Below are 15,571 nucleotides of genomic sequence, written 5' to 3'. Positions count from 1 at the left end.
GCCGCTACCTGTAGGGGGCGCTCGGGCCGCCCCAGGCCCGTTCGGTGATGGCGCCCGCGAGGCCCTCCACCACTGTGATCGAGCGCGTCAGCGAGGGGGCGTCGTCCATCAGGCCCGCGGCCGTCGCGCGCACGCCTTCGTCTCCCACGTGCAGCTCCTTCGCCACGGCGTGGAGGGCCAGGATCCGGTCGGCCACCTGCCCCGTCAGCAGCGCCGCGATCTTGTCCTCGGGCTTGCCCTTGACCTTGAATTTCGCGTCGAAGGCCGGGTGTCCCACCTCGATGTCCTGCGTCCCGAAGAACTCGCCCACCGTGCTCCAGAAGCCCCCCTGGGGCAGCAGGCGCAGTCCCACCTCGAGGGAGGCGGGGAAGCGTACCTCGAACTCGGTCGTCCAGTTGCCTGCGGGGTGGTAGAGCGCGCGGAGGGCGGCGTGCTGTCGACCGCGCTGCCCGGCCACCTCGAGGCGCGCGTCGTCACACGGCAGGCCGAGGCTGGTGGCGGCATCACGCAGGGCCGCTTGGGCGCGCTGCTCCGCGTCGCTCAACGGGACCCGCCCCCGGGCGGACCGGATGCTGTCTGCCACCGCGTAGGTGGTGTTCAGCATGCCGCGCAGCTCCTCAGGGTCCGAGTACCAGTTGCTGATCGTGATGCTGCTCGCGACGTCCGTCACGCTCAGCTGGTTCCGTCGGGCGCTCAGCGCTCCGAGCATGGCCCCACGCACCCCCGAGTCCGCCAACAGCACGCCCGCGCGCTCCGGGTCCAACGTGCGGACGCGGTACTGCTCGTCGAACTGCAGGTGTCCGGTCGGGAGGTCCTGCCCGCCGAAGGCGGACCGCAAGAAGCGTCCCACCACGTTCTGCCGTGTGACGGCGAGGCTCATGCGCAGCGGGACGGGGTGCCCAGCGTCGACGGTCGTGTAGTAATTCGTGCTGTCGTCCGAGCGCGAGGACCACAGGTGCACACGTACCGGGATGCCCTGGTGTTCCCCCCGCAGGGTGTAGTCCCCGTCGTGGGACAGCCCCAGGGTGCGCGCCGCCATGGCCAGACCTTGCTTGTGGTTCTTGAACAACCCCATGTCGAACGAGCCTACCAACCGCGGCCCGTGACACGCCAGCGTGGTCATTGACCCCGGCTCGTCGCGCGGTTGTCACACATCTGTTGCATTTCGCCCGCAGGTTTGGGGTCAGATCCTGCTCAGCTCACGAACGAAGATTTTCATGCGAAATCAAAAGACTTTTTCGACCTCCAAGTCCCAAAACGCCCTGCTTGGCGCTGCCCTCCTGCCCGTTGCCGCCCTGGCCCTGACGATGACCTCCCTGGGCGCCCTCACGGCCTGCAGCGGTCGACACGACCCCGCGGCCCAGTCCAACACGGAGGGACAGACGGCCGAGCCCGAGGCGGCCTCCAGCACGCTCACCATCAAGGGGTCCGACACCATGGTCATCCTCGCCCAGCGCTGGGCCGAGCGCTTCATGGAGAACAACGCGGGCGCGACCCTGCAGGTCTCGGGTGGGGGCTCTGGCACCGGCATCGCGGCGCTCATCAACGGCACGGCCGACATCGCCAACGCCAGCCGCCCCATGAAGGACCGCGAGCGCGCTCAGGTGCTCGAGCGGCGCGGCGGCGAGGCCCACGAGACCCGCGTGGCGCTCGATGCCCTCGCCGTGTACGTGCAGGCCGACAACCCCGTCCAGTCGCTGACCATCCCCCAGATCCGCGACATCTTCCGCGGCACCGTCACCAACTGGAGCCAGGTGGGCGGCCCGGACCACGAGATCGTGCTGTACAGCCGCGAGAACAACTCGGGCACCTACGCGTACTTCAAGGAGCACGTGCTCGAGGACATGGACTTCGCCACCAGCGTCGCCACCCTGCCCGGCACCGCGGCGGTCATCAACGCCGTGGGCCAGGACCGCTTCGGCATCGGGTACGGCGGCATCGCCTACGCCACCGGGGTGCGCGCCATCCGTGTGGCCGCCGAGGGGGGCGAGCCGATCGAGCCGAACATGACGAACGCGACGAACGGGACCTACCCCCTCAGCCGCTTCCTCTATGTGTACACGGCGGGCGAGCCCACTGGGCTGGCCCAGCAGTACATCGCCTTCGTGCTCTCGGAGGCGGGCCAGTCCATCGTCGAGGGCGTGGGCTACTACCCGCTCCCCGACAGCGCCGCCGCGGCCGCCCCCAGCGCCGAGCCAGCTGCCGAAGCCCCCGCCGCAGACGCGCCGACCGACGAGGCCGCCGCCGAGCCCGCGGAGGCGCCCGCCGCCGAAGCCCCCGCTGCCGAGCCGGCCGCCGCCGAGTAGTCCTACCGTTTCTGGAAGAGAGTCCGCATCATGAGCGCAGCCGAACCCGCCATGCCTTCACTCACCGCCGAGCCCGCGTCCTCTTCGGAGGCCAACACCGCCTCGGCGGAGCGTGCGAGCGGACGCGGCGCGCCGCCATTGGGGACCACCTTCCAGACGCCGCTGTGGCACAAGGTGGCGGAGAAGGTCATCACCTTCATGGCGCTCAGCGCCATCGCCGCCATCGTCCTCATCTTCCTGTTCATCGGGCGCGAGGCGGTCCCCATGCTGTGGGAGGCCGACTTCGCGCACGAGGTGAACCTGCGTGACCTCTTCTTCGCTCGGCAGTGGAACGGCTACGACGAAGCCGTCTACATCTGGCAGCCCGTCGGCAGCGTCCCCAAGTACAACGTCATCCCGCTCTTCGTCGGCGCGCTGAAGGTGACCGTGCTGGCGATGGCCATGAGCGTGCCCATCGGCATCGGCGCGGCGCTCTTCGTCGCGCTCTACGCGCCGCGTCGCGTCCGTGAGGTGGTCAAGCCAGTGGTGGAGCTGCTCGCGGGCATCCCCTCGGTGGTGCTCGGGTTCTTCGCGCTCATGGTCGTGGCCACCTGGGCGCAGGACTTGTTCGGCTTCCGCTTCCGCCTCAACGCCGTGGTGGCCGCCATCGCGCTCTCGCTCACCATCGTCCCCGTCATCTTCACCATCGCAGAGGACGCGTTGCAGGCCGTGCCCCGCTCGCTCTCCGAGGCGGCGCTGGCCCTGGGCGCTCGCAAGTATCAGGTGGCGCTGCGTGTCGTGGTCCCCGCCGCGCTCCCCGGCATCGCCGCGGGGGTGGTGCTGGGCTTCGGGCGGGCCATCGGCGAGACGATGATCGTGCTGATGGCCTCCGGCAACGCCGCCATGATGGAGCCCACCAACCTGGCCACCAGCGTGCGCACCGTGACCGCCACCATCGCGGCCGAGCTCGGCGAGGTGGCCGTGGGTGACCCTCACTGGCGCGTGCTCTTCATGCTCGGCGTGCTCCTCTTCGCCGTGACCTTCGTGCTGAACGTCATCGGCGACGTCGCCATCCGCCGCCTACAGAAGCGCCTCACGGCGACCTGAGAGCCCCCCATGAACTACACACGCAAAGACTGGATCCTGGGCGGGCTCAGCGGCCTCGCGCTGCTGATCATCCTCCTGCTCTTGGCGGTGCTGTTGGGCCAGATCGTGATGCACGGCACGCCCGTGGTCTCGGCCGAGTTCCTCACCGGCAGCCCCACGGCCGACATGACTGGCGGCGGCATCTGGCCCGCCATCTACGGCACCGTGTTCATGACGCTGCTGATGACCCTCGCGGGCGTTCCGGTCGGAATCGCGACGGCCGTCTATCTGACGGAGTACGCGTCGTCGCGCAGCCGCATGGCGCAGCTGGTGCGCGTCGCCGTGAACAACCTCGCGGGCGTGCCCTCCATCGTGTTCGGCCTGTTCGGGCTCGGCTTCTTCGTGCTCTTCGTCGGCGGCTCGCTGGACACCCTGGTGTACGGCGAGGGGTCGGCGCCGGTGTGGGGCAAGCCCTCCATCCTGTGGGCCTCGCTCACACTCGCGGTGCTCACGCTCCCCGTGGTCATCGTCACCACCGAGGAGGCGTTGCGCCAGGTGCCGCACGAGCTGCGCGAGGCCTCGCTGGCGCTCGGAGCCACCAAGTTCCAGACGGTCTACAAGGTCGTCCTCCCCAACGCGGTGGGCGGCATCCTGACGGGCGTCATCCTCGCGGTGAGCCGTGGGGCGGGTGAGGTCGCGCCCATCATCTTCGTGGGCGCCGCGAACTTCTTGCCCTATCTGCCCACGGACCTGCGCGACATGTTCATGCACCTGGGCTACCACGTGTACGCCCTGGCGACGCAGTCCCCCAACGTCGACGCGGCCAAGCCCACCCTCTTCGGGACGGTGCTGGTCTTGCTCACGCTGACGTTCAGCCTCAACTTCCTGGCTATCGTCATCCGAAGCCGAACCCGAGCGACGCGCACGTGAGCCCAGCCCTCTCCCACTCCTCGAAGTCCCAACCCGGCGCGCAGCTGCACGTCAAGATGCAGACGCGCGCCGTGGACGTGTTCTACGGCGAGGCGCAGGCCATCAAGGCGGTGGATCTCGACATCTACTCGCGCACTGTCACGGCCTTCATCGGTCCTTCGGGCTGCGGCAAGAGCACGTTCCTACGCGCCCTGAACCGCATGAACGACACCATCGAGATCTGCCGCGTGAAGGGCGAGATCCTGCTCGACGGGTACAACGTTTACGGCAAGGGCGTGGATCCGGTCGAAGTGCGGCGGCGCGTGGGCATGGTGTTCCAGAAGTCGAACCCGTTCCCCAAGTCCATCTTCGAGAACGTCGCGTTCGGCCTGCGTATCGCCGGCATGAAGGACAAGGCCGAGATCGCCCAGCGCGTGGAGGAGTCCCTGCGCGGCGCCGCCCTGTGGGACGAGCTCAAGGATCGCCTGGAGGAGAGCGCGCTGGGCCTCAGCGGCGGTCAGCAGCAGCGTCTGTGCATTGCCCGCACCCTGGCCGTGCGCCCCGAGGTCATCCTGATGGACGAGCCCACGAGCGCCCTCGACCCCATCGCCACGGCGCGCATCGAGGAGCTCCTGCGCGAGCTCAAGCAGCAGTACACCATCGTCATCGTCACGCACTCCATGCAGCAGGCGGCGCGCGTCAGCGACCACACGGCCTTCTTCTACATGGGTGAGCTGGTGGAGTATGGCGATACGGAGACGGTCTTCACTCGCCCGTCACAAAAGAAGACGGAAGAGTATATCACCGGTAGATTCGGGTGATGACCCTGCTGACTCACACCAGTCACGAGTTCGAGGCCGAGCTGCGGCAGCTCAAGGGCCGGCTGTTGGCCATGGGGGGGCGCTGCGAGCAGATGATCCTCTGGGCCGTCAACGCCCTCGAGGACCAGAACGTGCAGCTGGCCGAGGACGTCATGCGCGCCGACCGGCAGATGAACGAAGACGAGATGGCCGTCGACGAGATGGCCATGCGCATGCTCGCGTTGCGCCAGCCGGTGGGCCGCGACCTGCGCTTCGCGATCACCGCCGTCAAGGTCGTGACGGACCTCGAGCGCATCGGCGACGAAGCGGTCAACCTGGCCGAGCGCGCCAGCGAGCTGGCCGCGTCCGGGGCCATGCCCGCGCCCGCCAAGCGTCTGTCCGAGATGGCCATGCTGGCCAAGAACATGCTGCGGCACGCGCTCGACTCGTTCGTGGAGGAGAACGTGGACAAGGCGCGCCTGGTGCTGGCCGAGGACGACGCGGTGGACGAGATCTACGGCGAGATCCTGCGTGGCAGCGTCGCCTTCATGCGCTCCGAGCCGAGCGCCATCGACGACGGCATGCGCGTCAGCAACTGCGCCAAGTACCTCGAGCGCATCGGCGACCACGCCACCAACATCGCGGAGATGGTGATCTTCCTGGTGGACGGCGTGGACGTGCGCCACGGCGGCGGCTGAGCCCCCAGCGTCCGCTCGCTCGCCGCCCGGCTGCGGAACCGGCTGCGGGGTAGGACGCGCGGTCGCCCACCTCCCACGCGGCCGGGAGCGGACGGCGCAGCGTCGCCGCCGTCTCGCGGGCTACGCGGCCTTCAGCTCCGTGGTGCAGTTGGGGCAGCGCGTGGCCTTGATGTGGATGGTGCTGAAGCAGGCCGGGCACTCCTTGGTGGTCGGGTCGGCGGGGGGCGCCTCCGCTTCCTTTTTCTTCAAGCGGTTGATCGACTTCACCAGCAAGAAGACCGCGAAGGACACGATCAAGAACGAGATCACGTTGTTGAGGAACACGCCGTACTTGATGGCCACGGCGGCGACTTCCTCACCGGCCTCGTTCGTGCTGGCCTCCTGAAGCACGATCTGCATTGCGCTGAAGTCGACCCCGCCAGTGGCCAGACCGATGGGGGGCATGATGACGTTCTCGACCAACGACTTGGCGATGGTCCCGAAGGCCCCGCCGATGATGATGCCGACGGCCATGTCGACGACGTTGCCTTTGACGGCAAACTCTTTGAACTCACTCATCATTCCCATGTTCGTCCTCGCTTCGTCGAGCTGTTCGGGCTCCGGTTGGGGTGTGTGGTGGGCCGGTCTCCCGCCCCCGTTCGCGGAGTATAGGTCAGCCGCGCCGTCGCACCCACAACCATGCGGCCGGGGCTAGCACCAGGCTCGCCGCGACCCCGACGGCGGCCGTCACGCCCATGGCCCGCATCGCTGGCTGGGCGCTGAGGCCCAGCACGCCGAACGACAAGACGGTGCTGCCGCACGCCGTCAGGAGGCTGACCACCGTCGGCGCTTCGTCCTCGGGGTGGGCCTGCGTCTCGACCATGAAGACGCCGTAGTCCACGCCCATGCTGAGCACGAGCAGCAGGGTGACCACATGCAGGAGATTGGCCTCGACCCCGGCCAGGCCGAGCACGCCCAGCGTGGCGCCCGTCGCGAGCAGCGCGGGCAGAAAAGCCGCCAGGGTGGGGCGCCCGCGCCGGTAGCGCAGCCAGACGAGCAGGAGCACACCCAGCAGCCCGAACCCCACGAGCTCGACCGTGCGCTCGCGGAATTCGCGGTAGGCGCGAGTCATGAACGCCCCCTGATCGAAGAAGCGCACGCCTTCGAGCGTCTCGACGCGCGCGGCGAGGGCGTCCGGGTCTCGGACCCCCGTCACGAACGTGAGGATCGAGACGCCCGCGTCGGAGCGTACGACGAAGCTGTCGGCGATGGCCCCGAGGGGAGTGGCCGACAGGTCCGCGAGGGTGAGGGGCGCGGCGTGCGAGCGCGCCTCCGCGAGGGTCTGCTCGAACGCCGCGAAGGGCGCGCGCACGAAGTCTTCCGCCTCGAGCGCGCTCATGGTGCGCTCGAAGGCATCCCGGGGGATCGCCGTCAGGCTTGCCTGCTGTCGCTCCGGGGAAGGCAGGAAGGTGGCCAGAGACCGGAAGCCGTCGATGTCGCCCGCCGCGCGCGCTTCGCCCAGCAGAGCGGCCACCTGGTCGTTGTGTGCGAGCGCGCTCGCCTCGTCAGGGGCTGTGGCGATTACGAAGCGGCCAGCCTCCATGCGCGCCACGCGCCCACGTACGCGCGCGTCCTCGGCGGCCATGGCGGGGTCCGGCTCGCTCAACGCGCGGATGTCGTCCTGCCACGAGAGGCGTGGGATCCCGAGCGCCATCAGGAGCAGCGCGGTGGCGGGCAGGGCGTACAGCAACTTCGGCCGCGCCGCGAGCCACGCCAAGCCACGCGTGCACGAGTGGGTCAGGCGCAGGTGCAGCCCCGTGGGGGTAGGCCGCACAGGCATGAACGCGGGGACCACCAGGGCCGTCGTGAGCAGCGCCCCCGCCACTCCGACCGTCGTGAACAGGGCCATCTGCCGGATGCCTGGGAAAGAGGTCCACGCGAGCCCCGAGAGCCCTGCGATGGTGGTGGCGGCGCCCAGCAGCAGGCCCATGCCGATGCGTCGCAGGCTGCCGTAGGGGCCCTCGGGGGCAGGCGCGAGCACATGGTGGTTCAGGTAGTGGGCCACGTAGTCGATGGCCACGCCGATCAGCGTCGCACCGAACGCGAGCGTGAGCCCGTGCACGGCGCCGAAGAGCGCGCGGGCCGCCGCCACTGCGATGACCAGGCCTGCCACCAGCGGAAGCGCGCCCAGGACGAGCACCCGGGGCGAACGGAACAGCACCAGCAGCAGCAGCACCACGCCGAGGCTCCCGGCCACGCTGACGCGCTGGATGTCGGCGCGGATGGTCTGCTCCGAGTGATGCGCGAGCCGGTGCACGCTGGCCTGCTCGAGGCGCAGCGCGCCTCCTTGCTCTGCGTTGACGTCGCGAAAGTGCTCGTCGATGGCGGACAGCAGCGGTCCCGTCGCCGCGCCGTCGAAGGGCGAGCGCTCGCTGGCCAGCAACACCACGCCAGCCGGGGTCCCGCCCCGTTCGGTGACGAACACGCCCTGGTGGACGCTCAGCTCGCCCTGCTGTGCGTCGCGCAGCCGCTCCACGTGGTGCAGGAACGCGAGCCATGGGTCCGCGACCGCGATCTGCCGCACGAACGCGCCCGCTGGGGAGGCGAGGCGCGCGCGCAGCTCGGCCGCGCGCTCGCGCAGCCCCTCGGGGGTCATCAGCGCTCGGGCCTGCGGCTCGTCGCCCAAGAGCTGGAAGCGGTGCGGGAAGTACACCTCGTAGAACGCACGCTGCAAGTCATCGGTGGGGCCGGTGCGTACCCAAGCCACGCCCGGTGTCTGGGCCAGGCGCTCGCCGAGCGCTCGCGTGCCCACGGCCACCACATCCAAGCTGGGCCCCTCGACCGTCAGGGTGATCGTCCGGTTCAGGTCCGACGCCGCGACGTGCCGTGACAACTGCGCCAGCTCGCGGTCGCCCGCGTCCGGCAGAAAGTCCATGATCTCGGTGCGCAGCGGCAACCCCGAGAACGCCCACGCCCCCAGCACGGCAACGGCCGTCAGGTACAGCACCGACAGCAGGCGAGCGCGCGCGGTTCCGTTCATGCGGCGCCTATACCACGCTGAGCGGGCCTCCGCGGGCGCTCGCCGCAGCGCCGTTGGGGACCGCCATGCCACGTCGCGTAGGTCAATCCGGCAGCTGGCGCGTACAAGGAGGGCATGAGGACGTCCGCGCGTGGTCCGTGGGGTGCTGGGTGGCCGAGCGTCGCGATCGTGGTGTTCACGCTCGGCGTGGTCACGGGTGTCCCGGGTGCGCGGTTTGGCGGCTCGTTCGGGGCCGGCCCCTCGCTGGCGTCGCGCGTGGGGGCCCAGCAGCCCGCTTCGGACGCGGGGTGCGCGGACCCCGCCCGTGTGCGCCGCGGGGTACAGCTGGTGCTGCGCGCCTTGCGAGAGGTGCACCCCGCCGCTGCGCGCGGCTGCGAGCAGCACGTTCTGTGCGGGACCGAAGCCCCGGCCGTGGACCGCTCACGCTGCACGGTGGAGCTGGCCCCCGAGGAGTGGGGCTACCGCGCCCGCGTCCGCCCGCGCCCGTCGAACGGCGTGCCCGACGAGTTCGCGGCCAACGTCAGCGTGGCCGACGGGACCACGCACCAGGCCTACACCTCGGGCAGCGTGTGGGCCGTGGGACGCGGCGTGGCCGTCGTCGGGCTCACGCAGCAGCGCCGCCACACGCACGGCGGTGCGCCCGCCCGCATCGCCCACGCCCGCTTCCGCGCCTGGAACGACGGGCCCGCGCCGCTGCCGCTCGCGCTGGTCGGGGGCGACTTCGTGCGCAACGGGAACCCGCGCCCGCTCGGGAACGCCAGCCTCGACGTCACGTCGCTGCCGCCGGGTGAGAGCGAGTTCGAGGTGCGCTTCGACGTCCAAGACGCCTACCAGAGCTGGAACGACCACTTCGGCGTGGCCGTCCGCCTCCGCGCGGGTGAGCAGGCGCTGGCCCCCCAAGCCGCGTGGCGCGTGACGCGGGTCACCCCGCTGCGTCACTGAGGCGACACAGCTCACATGGCGCAGTCACGCCTCAAGCACGTACGACGAGGACCGAGCAGGGCGCGTAGCGGGACACCAGCTCCGCCACGCTGCCCATCATGAGCCGCTTGAGCCCGCTGCGGCCGTGTGTGCCCACGACGATCAGGTCGGCGTCCACCCGCTCGGCCAGGTCGGCCACGGCCATGCCGCTGTTTGGGCTGTGCAGGATGTGCGTCTCCACGTTCAGGCCCGCGAAGTGGCTCTCGGTCAGCTCCTTCAGGTGCTGCTTGGCGTACTCCTCGATGCCGTCGCGGAGCGCGTCCGTGCCCACCAGGGTGTCGAGGCCGGGGCCGATGTGGGGCAGCGGGTCGATCACGTGCGCCAAGAAGACCGTGGCTCCTTCACGCGCAGCGATCGAAGCTGCCGCCTTGAGCGCAGGGAAGGAGGGCTCGGAGAAGTCGGTGCCGACGACGATACGACGGACCTCGGGGAACGTGGGGTGGGTCATGGCAGCCCACAGTGCAACTCATAGACCAGCGCCGCGCAAGCAGGTTCGCGCATGGTCGCTCGGTGCGCGCTGGCGGTGCACATGTCTCCGCGACGCGCACTCCCTGCGCGGTCCACGCCATCGAACGCAAGCCGTGCGCCGCAGCCGGGAGCCCCTTGTCTCCGGTCGCGCGCGCGTTCGCCACGCGTCGTGAAGCTGCTTCGCGGAGGGGAGGCCTTCAGGTGCCCGCGAGCGCTGGGTCGATACCCTCGGCGCCGAGGTCTGCCGCGGTGGTGCGTGGATCGGGGATCCACTCTTCGTCGGGGCCCTCGTCCGGGAGCACCAACGGGTTGCCCAGGTAGTCCACGCGCCGGCTGAGGCCGAAGGTCTTGAACAGGTAGACCAGCAGCGAGGGCTGATCGAGGTTCGGGTGGACGTGCGGCACCATCAGCTCGGCGTGCTTCTCGGGCAGCAGCGACCAGTGCAGCCCCGGCTGCATGTGGTGCAGGCCATGGTAGCCGTTGTTGTAGGCCCACCAGTTGACCGCCTTGCCCACGAAGTTGCGCGAGTGGTTGTACGGGTGGTTCGCGTCCGTTCCGTCGTGCTGCAGCATGTTCATGCCGACCAGGCCCCACTGCGCGTAGATGTGCGGGATGAACCAGAACACCAGCGCCTTGCGCCAGTCGACCACGAAGAGCGCGATCTGGATGCTCCACAGCAGCGCCAGCTCGAACAGCATCTGGCGGAACCAGCGCGGGTGCCGGGTGCGCATCTGCTTCGTGTAGGCCATGTCCGCCTTCGAGGTGGAGGGCGCCACGATGAACAGGAAGAAGAGGCCGTTGAGCAGGTGCCAGCGGAAGCGCGCCTTGCTGGTGCGCATGACGTCTTTGCGCGTCTGCGTGTGCTTGTGGTGGCTCAGCGTGTGCCCCGGCACGAGGCTGCTGACCGGGTGCCCGTACGTGCAGGTGAGCACGCCCTGGTACAGCTTGTTCAGCCAGCGCTGCTTGAAGATGGGGCAGTGCACCGCGTTGTGTGTCTGCACCGCGCCCATGAACGACGTGAGGCACAGCGCCGCGAAGAGCGGGAGCGAGAGGCGCAGGTCGTTCAACGGCACGGCGGCGAACGCCCAGCCGAGCAGCGCGAAGTAGACCGCGTTGAAGAAGAGCGGTCGGAGGTCGGCACGGAAGCGGAGCATGGCTGGTTCTTCCTACTGCGCGTCGCTCGCACGGGCAAGATCCCGCGGCCTTCTACGACGGCGAGCGCGGCGACGAGGACTACGCGCTCGGCGTGTCGGCGAGCAGCTCCTCGACGTCGCGCCACGGGAGCCCCAGCAGGTACAGCATGCGGTCCAGGCCGCCTGCGCTCACGGCCGTGTCTGCCGCGGCTTTGAGCTTGGCCTTGGCGTGGAACGCGATGCCGAGGCCTGCCGCCGTCAGCATGCCGAGGTCGTTCGCGCCGTCGCCCATCGCGATGGTCTGATCGAGGGCGATGCCTTCGCGCTCGGCGATCTCGCGCAGGAGCTCGGCCTTGCGCTCGGGCGTCACGATGGCTCCCACGACGCGGCCGGTCAGCACGCCGTCCTCGACCTCGAGCTCGTTGGCGAACGCATAGTCGAGCCCCAGCGTCTTCTGCAGCTCGTTCGCCGCGAAGGTGAACCCACCCGAGATGACCGCCGTCTTGTAGCCCAACCGGCGGAGCACCGTCAGCAGCTCGGGCGCGCCCTGCATCAGGGGCAGCGCGTCGGCCAGCTCGAGCGCCTTGGCGTAGGGGAGCCCCTTCAGCAGCCCCACGCGCTCCTTCAGGCTGGCCGCGAAGTCCAGCTCGCCAGCCATGGCGCGACGCGTAATCTCCGCCACGCGGTCGACCACGCCATGCATGCGCGCCAGCTCGTCGATCACCTCGATCTGGATGAGCGTCGAGTCCATGTCCATGACGATCAGGCGCTTGGCGCGGCGTGTGAGGCGCTCGCGCTGCACACCCACGTCGATGTCGCTGTGCTCGAGGCCCTGCAGCAGCGCGCGGCGCAGCTCCGCGGCGCGACACTCCCCGCCCGGTAAGGAGACGATGATCTCGAGGGAGATCAAGCGGTTGCTGCTGAGCTTGCGGATGGACTCGATGTTGGCGCCCAAGGTCGCCAGCTCGCGTGTCAGGATGTGCACACCCTCTGCATCGAGCGAGTCCCCGATGGCCGTGACGGCGTAGCGCAGGTGCCCCTCGGTGGAGTACGCCGGGAGCGTGTCGAGGCGGCTGTCGATAACCTTGAACTGCAGGTCGAGTCCCATGGACTTGGCGCGGAAGAGGAGGTCCTTGATGACGGGCTCACCCACGGCCGTCTGGGGAGAGACGCCGATCAGCATGCACAGGGTGAGCTGCCCCTGGACGACCACCTGCTCGATGTCCAGGAGGCGCCCGTGGTTCTCGGCGACCACGCCGCTCATGGCGGCGGTGATGCCCGGGGTGTCCGGTCCGATCACCGTCACCAACACCTTCTGAAGCTCGGCCATGGCCGCTCTGTAGCAGCCGCTCTCGCAGTTTCAACGCGTGCGCAGGAAGAGCGCGGTCAGCACGCCGAGGGTCAGCGCGACGAGAGGTGGCAGCCACGGGCGCTTCGGCTGAGGGACGGTCTTCGCGTGGGCCTCGAGCCAGGCCACGACGTCCGTGCGTTGGCTGGCGCTCAGCCCGGCGAACGGCAGGACGTGGAAGGTCGTGGGCGTCGGATGCAACAGCGCCCGCTCTTCGCGCAGCTCGTAGCGCAGCTCGGGCCACGCGAGCAGCGTCTCGTGCCCCTGGCTAGCGAGCACGACGCCCGCGAGTGAGAAGCGCCACGTCGCTGCCGGGCTCGGGAGCGCGTGGAACATGCGGTCCCCCAGCCGGCTGATCAGCCACAGACCCCCGAGGCCAGTGCCGGCCAGCACGAGCGCGAAGACCGCGAGCACTGTGGGGACGCTGCCGAGCATCACGGCCGTCTGGATGGCGTAGACCACCATCCCCGCGGTGAGCCCCAGCCAGATGGGCCACAGACGTGCCAGGCGGGTCTGGCGCAGCACCGTGCGCAGCAGCCCCGCGCGCACGTCCTCGGGTCGCAACGTGACCGACAGCTGTAGCTCGCGGGAAGCGCTCACGCTCCGGTGATGGCGTGACAACTCGCTCGGTGCAAACCCCTTATCCTTTTCCGTTCGGACAGGTAGACTTCAACTGCTGTGAACGAAAAGAAGACGCCATCCTCCCAGCCGGTGTTGGGGCGGGTGGGGACGCGCGCCGTCCCTGCGCACGAAGCACGCCCAGGCGGTCGCGAGCGTTCGCGCGACAGCAACACGGGTCGCCACGCCGTGACGGAGGACATCGTGGGGGTGACCGGTCTCAGCGCCGTCGGGACCGCGACCGACCGACCGCCCGCTCCCGAGGACCGTCCCTCGAGCGAGATCGAGCGCGTCACGCGCCTGGTCGCAGAGCTGACGGGGGCCACGCCCGGCCTGGAGGGGCCGACCATTCACGCGTTGCTGCGCTATGGTGCGGCGGCTCTCCCAGAGCTGGTGCAGGTCTTTCCGGGGGCCGTGTGGTTCAACCGCCAGCAGACCGCGACGCGCCTGCCCAAGGGCCGGGGGGTGTCTGGGGTGGCCTCCGCGCTCGTGGAATTCGGCGCAAAGGCGCTGCCACACGTGCTGCCGCTGCTGCGGCACCCCGACGCGGACAAGCGCTACTTCGCGCTGTTGGTGTGCGCGGAGATCGACCCAGACGACCTGCCCGAGCACGTGGCGTCGCTGGTGTGTGACCCCGACCCCGGGGTCTCGAACATCGCCATCCTCGCCATGCGGGCCCACGCCAACCCGCACTCCCGGGTGCGCGCCACCGCCTCCCTGTACGCGCTGCTGACGCAGCCGAGCCCGCCGGTGGTGCCCTTGCTGCGCACCTTCGGGGTGCTGCGCGACCCGGGCTGTGTCCCGCATGTCGCAGAACTGCTCGTCCACCCCGACCCGAACATCGTCGCTGCCGCCGAGCGCATCCTCCGCGCGGTCACGGCGCGCGACCTGGGGCGCAAGCCGGCCCGGTGGCGGACCTGGTACAAGCGCCGCGCGGCGCGCTCTCGGGGCGAGTGGCTGCTGGAGGCGGCACGCAGCTTCCGTGTGGCCGAGCGCACCCTGGCGGCCGAAGAGCTGGCGCAGCTCACGGGTGAGACCTACGACTACTCGCCCAGCGCCGGGTGGCGAGCGCGGCGCAGCGCCCTCGCGCTCTACCGGGCCCACCTGGCGCAGATGGCGGACGAGGTGCCGCGCGAGAGCGGTGTGGTGGAACGTCGCGGGGGCCGTGATCCCGCCGCCGATGTAGGCTGAGGCCGTGGGACCTTTGCTCAGTGCGGCCCTCCTGGCAGCCGCGCTCGCTCCGTGGTTCGAAGCGCGCGCTTGGCGCGTGCCCTTGCGCTACGTGCCTCTCGCGCGGATGGCGCGTACCTTCCTGAGCACGCTCGTGCTGACGGGGTTGGCCGGTGGGGCCTTCTGGCTCGTGCTGGTGCAGGCCGGGGCCGAGGCGCGGCTGACCGTGTTGACGGCCGCGGCGCTGGCGTGGGCCACGGGGGTGACGCTGGCCTTGCTGGCGGCGCGCCGCGACCGGGGCCTGCGCGGGCTGCATGTCCTCTGCGCACAGCTGGGCTTGCCGGACCGGCGCGACGACGCCGCGACACGCATCGACGAGCGCCTCACACGGGACCGGGGACGCGACCCGCGCCAGCACGCGCTGCTGGTGCTGTTCGCTGCCGGACCGCTCACGCGGCACGGGCTGGTCGGGCTGAGCCGCAAGCACTTGGCGCAGGCCGACGAGGCGCAGCTGGCACCTCCCGAGGCCGCGCTGCGGGCCCACCTGGTCGCCATGAGCCACTTGCACGACGGCGCCCTCGAGGCGGCGCTCGAAGCCCTGGACGCCGCACCGTATCCGACGACCGAGGCCGTGGACGCGTGGGTGGACCTCACACGCGCGCTGGTGCATGTGCTTTGTGGGGGGGTGGAGCAGGCGCGGGCGCTGCGCTCACGTCGTCGCGACGAGGCCGAGGCGGACCCTGCCCTGCGCCTGCAGGCCGACACCGTCGAGGCCCACGCGCTGTCTGCGGAGGGGGACGACGAGGGCGCCAAGGCGCTCGTGCGTGCGATGCTCGAGCGCTCGGGCGCTGGGGCGCTCGCCTTGTTGTTGCGCCCGGTCGGCCCGGCGACCGACTTGGCACGCGAGGCTGTGGGGCGGCATCTGGCCGGCTCGGTGGGCGACGTTGGCGGCGCGGACTCGCTCCCGTCGGCATAGCGCGTCGGCGGGAGTGTGGGGGAGCATGCGGCGGCACGGGCACGAGGGGTGATCGGGAGGGGTTGCGAAACCCTCGGACG

General features: G+C 70.2%; 14 protein-coding genes and 1 pseudogene. 8 read left to right on the top strand and 7 right to left on the bottom strand.

Features of this window, described 5'->3' with window-relative positions:
* Positions 1–4 precede the first annotated feature (4 nt).
* Positions 5–1,123, bottom strand: a complete 1,119-nt coding sequence (locus H6726_01860) for a hypothetical protein (GenBank protein ID MCB9656365.1) — start codon at positions 1,121–1,123, stop codon at positions 5–7.
* A 184-nt stretch (positions 1,124–1,307) separates the two neighbouring features.
* Between H6726_01860 and H6726_01855 the strand changes: the two are divergent.
* The 5 genes and pseudogenes from H6726_01855 (at position 1,308) to phoU (ending at position 5,778) form a co-directional block, all read left to right on the top strand.
* A pseudogene (locus H6726_01855) lies at positions 1,308–2,159 on the top strand (PstS family phosphate ABC transporter substrate-binding protein).
* A 198-nt stretch (positions 2,160–2,357) separates the two neighbouring features.
* Positions 2,358–3,392, top strand: coding sequence for a phosphate ABC transporter permease subunit PstC (pstC, locus tag H6726_01850; protein ID MCB9656364.1), 1,035 nt, complete (start codon positions 2,358–2,360; stop codon positions 3,390–3,392).
* A 9-nt stretch (positions 3,393–3,401) separates the two neighbouring features.
* Positions 3,402–4,301 carry a phosphate ABC transporter permease PstA gene (gene pstA / locus H6726_01845; GenBank protein MCB9656363.1) on the top strand — a complete coding sequence of 300 codons (900 nt, stop codon included), beginning with the start codon at positions 3,402–3,404 and terminating at the stop codon, positions 4,299–4,301.
* A gap of 56 nt (positions 4,302–4,357) precedes the next feature.
* A complete protein-coding gene (locus tag H6726_01840) occupies positions 4,358–5,101 on the top strand; it encodes a phosphate ABC transporter ATP-binding protein (protein ID MCB9656362.1) in 744 nt (247 codons plus the stop codon).
* Positions 5,101–5,778, top strand: a complete 678-nt coding sequence (phoU, locus tag H6726_01835; GenBank protein MCB9656361.1) for a phosphate signaling complex protein PhoU — start codon at positions 5,101–5,103, stop codon at positions 5,776–5,778. Before H6726_01840 ends, phoU begins: the two co-directional genes overlap by 1 nt.
* Positions 5,779–5,898: 120 nt before the next feature.
* On the opposite strand, the gene mscL is transcribed toward phoU, so the two are convergent.
* Both mscL and H6726_01825 read right to left on the bottom strand, forming a co-directional pair.
* Positions 5,899–6,339: a large-conductance mechanosensitive channel protein MscL gene (gene mscL / locus H6726_01830; GenBank protein ID MCB9656360.1), complete on the bottom strand. Its 441-nt coding sequence runs from the start codon at positions 6,337–6,339 to the stop codon at positions 5,899–5,901.
* 91 nt (positions 6,340–6,430) lie between these two features.
* Complete coding sequence (locus H6726_01825; GenBank protein MCB9656359.1) at positions 6,431–8,797, bottom strand: hypothetical protein; 2,367 nt, start codon at positions 8,795–8,797, stop codon at positions 6,431–6,433.
* A gap of 114 nt (positions 8,798–8,911) precedes the next feature.
* Here H6726_01825 and H6726_01820 point away from each other — a divergent pair, with 114 nt between their 5' ends.
* Positions 8,912–9,739: a hypothetical protein gene (locus H6726_01820; protein MCB9656358.1), complete on the top strand. Its 828-nt coding sequence runs from the start codon at positions 8,912–8,914 to the stop codon at positions 9,737–9,739.
* Positions 9,740–9,770: 31 nt separating this feature from the next.
* Here the strand turns inward: H6726_01820 and H6726_01815 are convergent, their stop codons facing one another.
* From H6726_01815 to H6726_01800, 4 genes are all read right to left on the bottom strand, one after another.
* Positions 9,771–10,226 (bottom strand): universal stress protein, encoded by a 456-nt coding sequence (locus H6726_01815; GenBank protein ID MCB9656357.1) that lies wholly within the window; start codon positions 10,224–10,226, stop codon positions 9,771–9,773.
* Positions 10,227–10,443: 217 nt separating this feature from the next.
* A complete protein-coding gene (locus tag H6726_01810) occupies positions 10,444–11,400 on the bottom strand; it encodes a fatty acid desaturase (protein ID MCB9656356.1) in 957 nt (318 codons plus the stop codon).
* A 79-nt stretch (positions 11,401–11,479) separates the two neighbouring features.
* Positions 11,480–12,709, bottom strand: a complete 1,230-nt coding sequence (serB, locus tag H6726_01805) for a phosphoserine phosphatase SerB (protein MCB9656355.1) — start codon at positions 12,707–12,709, stop codon at positions 11,480–11,482.
* 30 nt (positions 12,710–12,739) lie between these two features.
* Positions 12,740–13,327, bottom strand: coding sequence for a hypothetical protein (locus tag H6726_01800; protein ID MCB9656354.1), 588 nt, complete (start codon positions 13,325–13,327; stop codon positions 12,740–12,742).
* A gap of 78 nt (positions 13,328–13,405) precedes the next feature.
* Between H6726_01800 and H6726_01795 the strand changes: the two genes are divergently transcribed.
* Positions 13,406–14,536 carry a HEAT repeat domain-containing protein gene (locus tag H6726_01795; GenBank protein MCB9656353.1) on the top strand — a complete coding sequence of 377 codons (1,131 nt, stop codon included), beginning with the start codon at positions 13,406–13,408 and terminating at the stop codon, positions 14,534–14,536.
* 4 nt (positions 14,537–14,540) lie between these two features.
* Complete coding sequence (locus tag H6726_01790) at positions 14,541–15,491, top strand: hypothetical protein (GenBank protein ID MCB9656352.1); 951 nt, start codon at positions 14,541–14,543, stop codon at positions 15,489–15,491.
* The last annotated feature ends 80 nt before the right edge of the window (positions 15,492–15,571 follow it).

The organism is Sandaracinaceae bacterium, assembly GCA_020633055.1.
In the GTDB taxonomy this organism is placed as follows: Bacteria; Myxococcota_A; Polyangia; order Polyangiales; family Houyiibacteriaceae; genus JADJJE01.
The sequence above is the reverse complement of the archived record's forward strand: the minus strand, read 5'-3'. Positions and strand labels throughout refer to the sequence as shown.

Coding starts and splice junctions, on each gene's coding strand:
- phoU (MCB9656361.1), top strand. CDS start 5,101: ATGACCCTGCTGACTCACACCAGTCACGAGTTCGAGGCCGAGCTGCGG.
- H6726_01825 (MCB9656359.1), bottom strand. CDS start 8,797: ATGAACGGAACCGCGCGCGCTCGCCTGCTGTCGGTGCTGTACCTGACG.
- H6726_01820 (MCB9656358.1), top strand. CDS start 8,912: ATGAGGACGTCCGCGCGTGGTCCGTGGGGTGCTGGGTGGCCGAGCGTC.
- H6726_01815 (MCB9656357.1), bottom strand. CDS start 10,226: ATGACCCACCCCACGTTCCCCGAGGTCCGTCGTATCGTCGTCGGCACC.
- mscL (MCB9656360.1), bottom strand. CDS start 6,339: ATGATGAGTGAGTTCAAAGAGTTTGCCGTCAAAGGCAACGTCGTCGAC.
- pstA (MCB9656363.1), top strand. CDS start 3,402: ATGAACTACACACGCAAAGACTGGATCCTGGGCGGGCTCAGCGGCCTC.
- H6726_01810 (MCB9656356.1), bottom strand. CDS start 11,400: ATGCTCCGCTTCCGTGCCGACCTCCGACCGCTCTTCTTCAACGCGGTC.
- H6726_01860 (MCB9656365.1), bottom strand. CDS start 1,123: ATGACCACGCTGGCGTGTCACGGGCCGCGGTTGGTAGGCTCGTTCGAC.
- pstC (MCB9656364.1), top strand. CDS start 2,358: ATGCCTTCACTCACCGCCGAGCCCGCGTCCTCTTCGGAGGCCAACACC.
- H6726_01840 (MCB9656362.1), top strand. CDS start 4,358: ATGCAGACGCGCGCCGTGGACGTGTTCTACGGCGAGGCGCAGGCCATC.
- serB (MCB9656355.1), bottom strand. CDS start 12,709: ATGGCCGAGCTTCAGAAGGTGTTGGTGACGGTGATCGGACCGGACACC.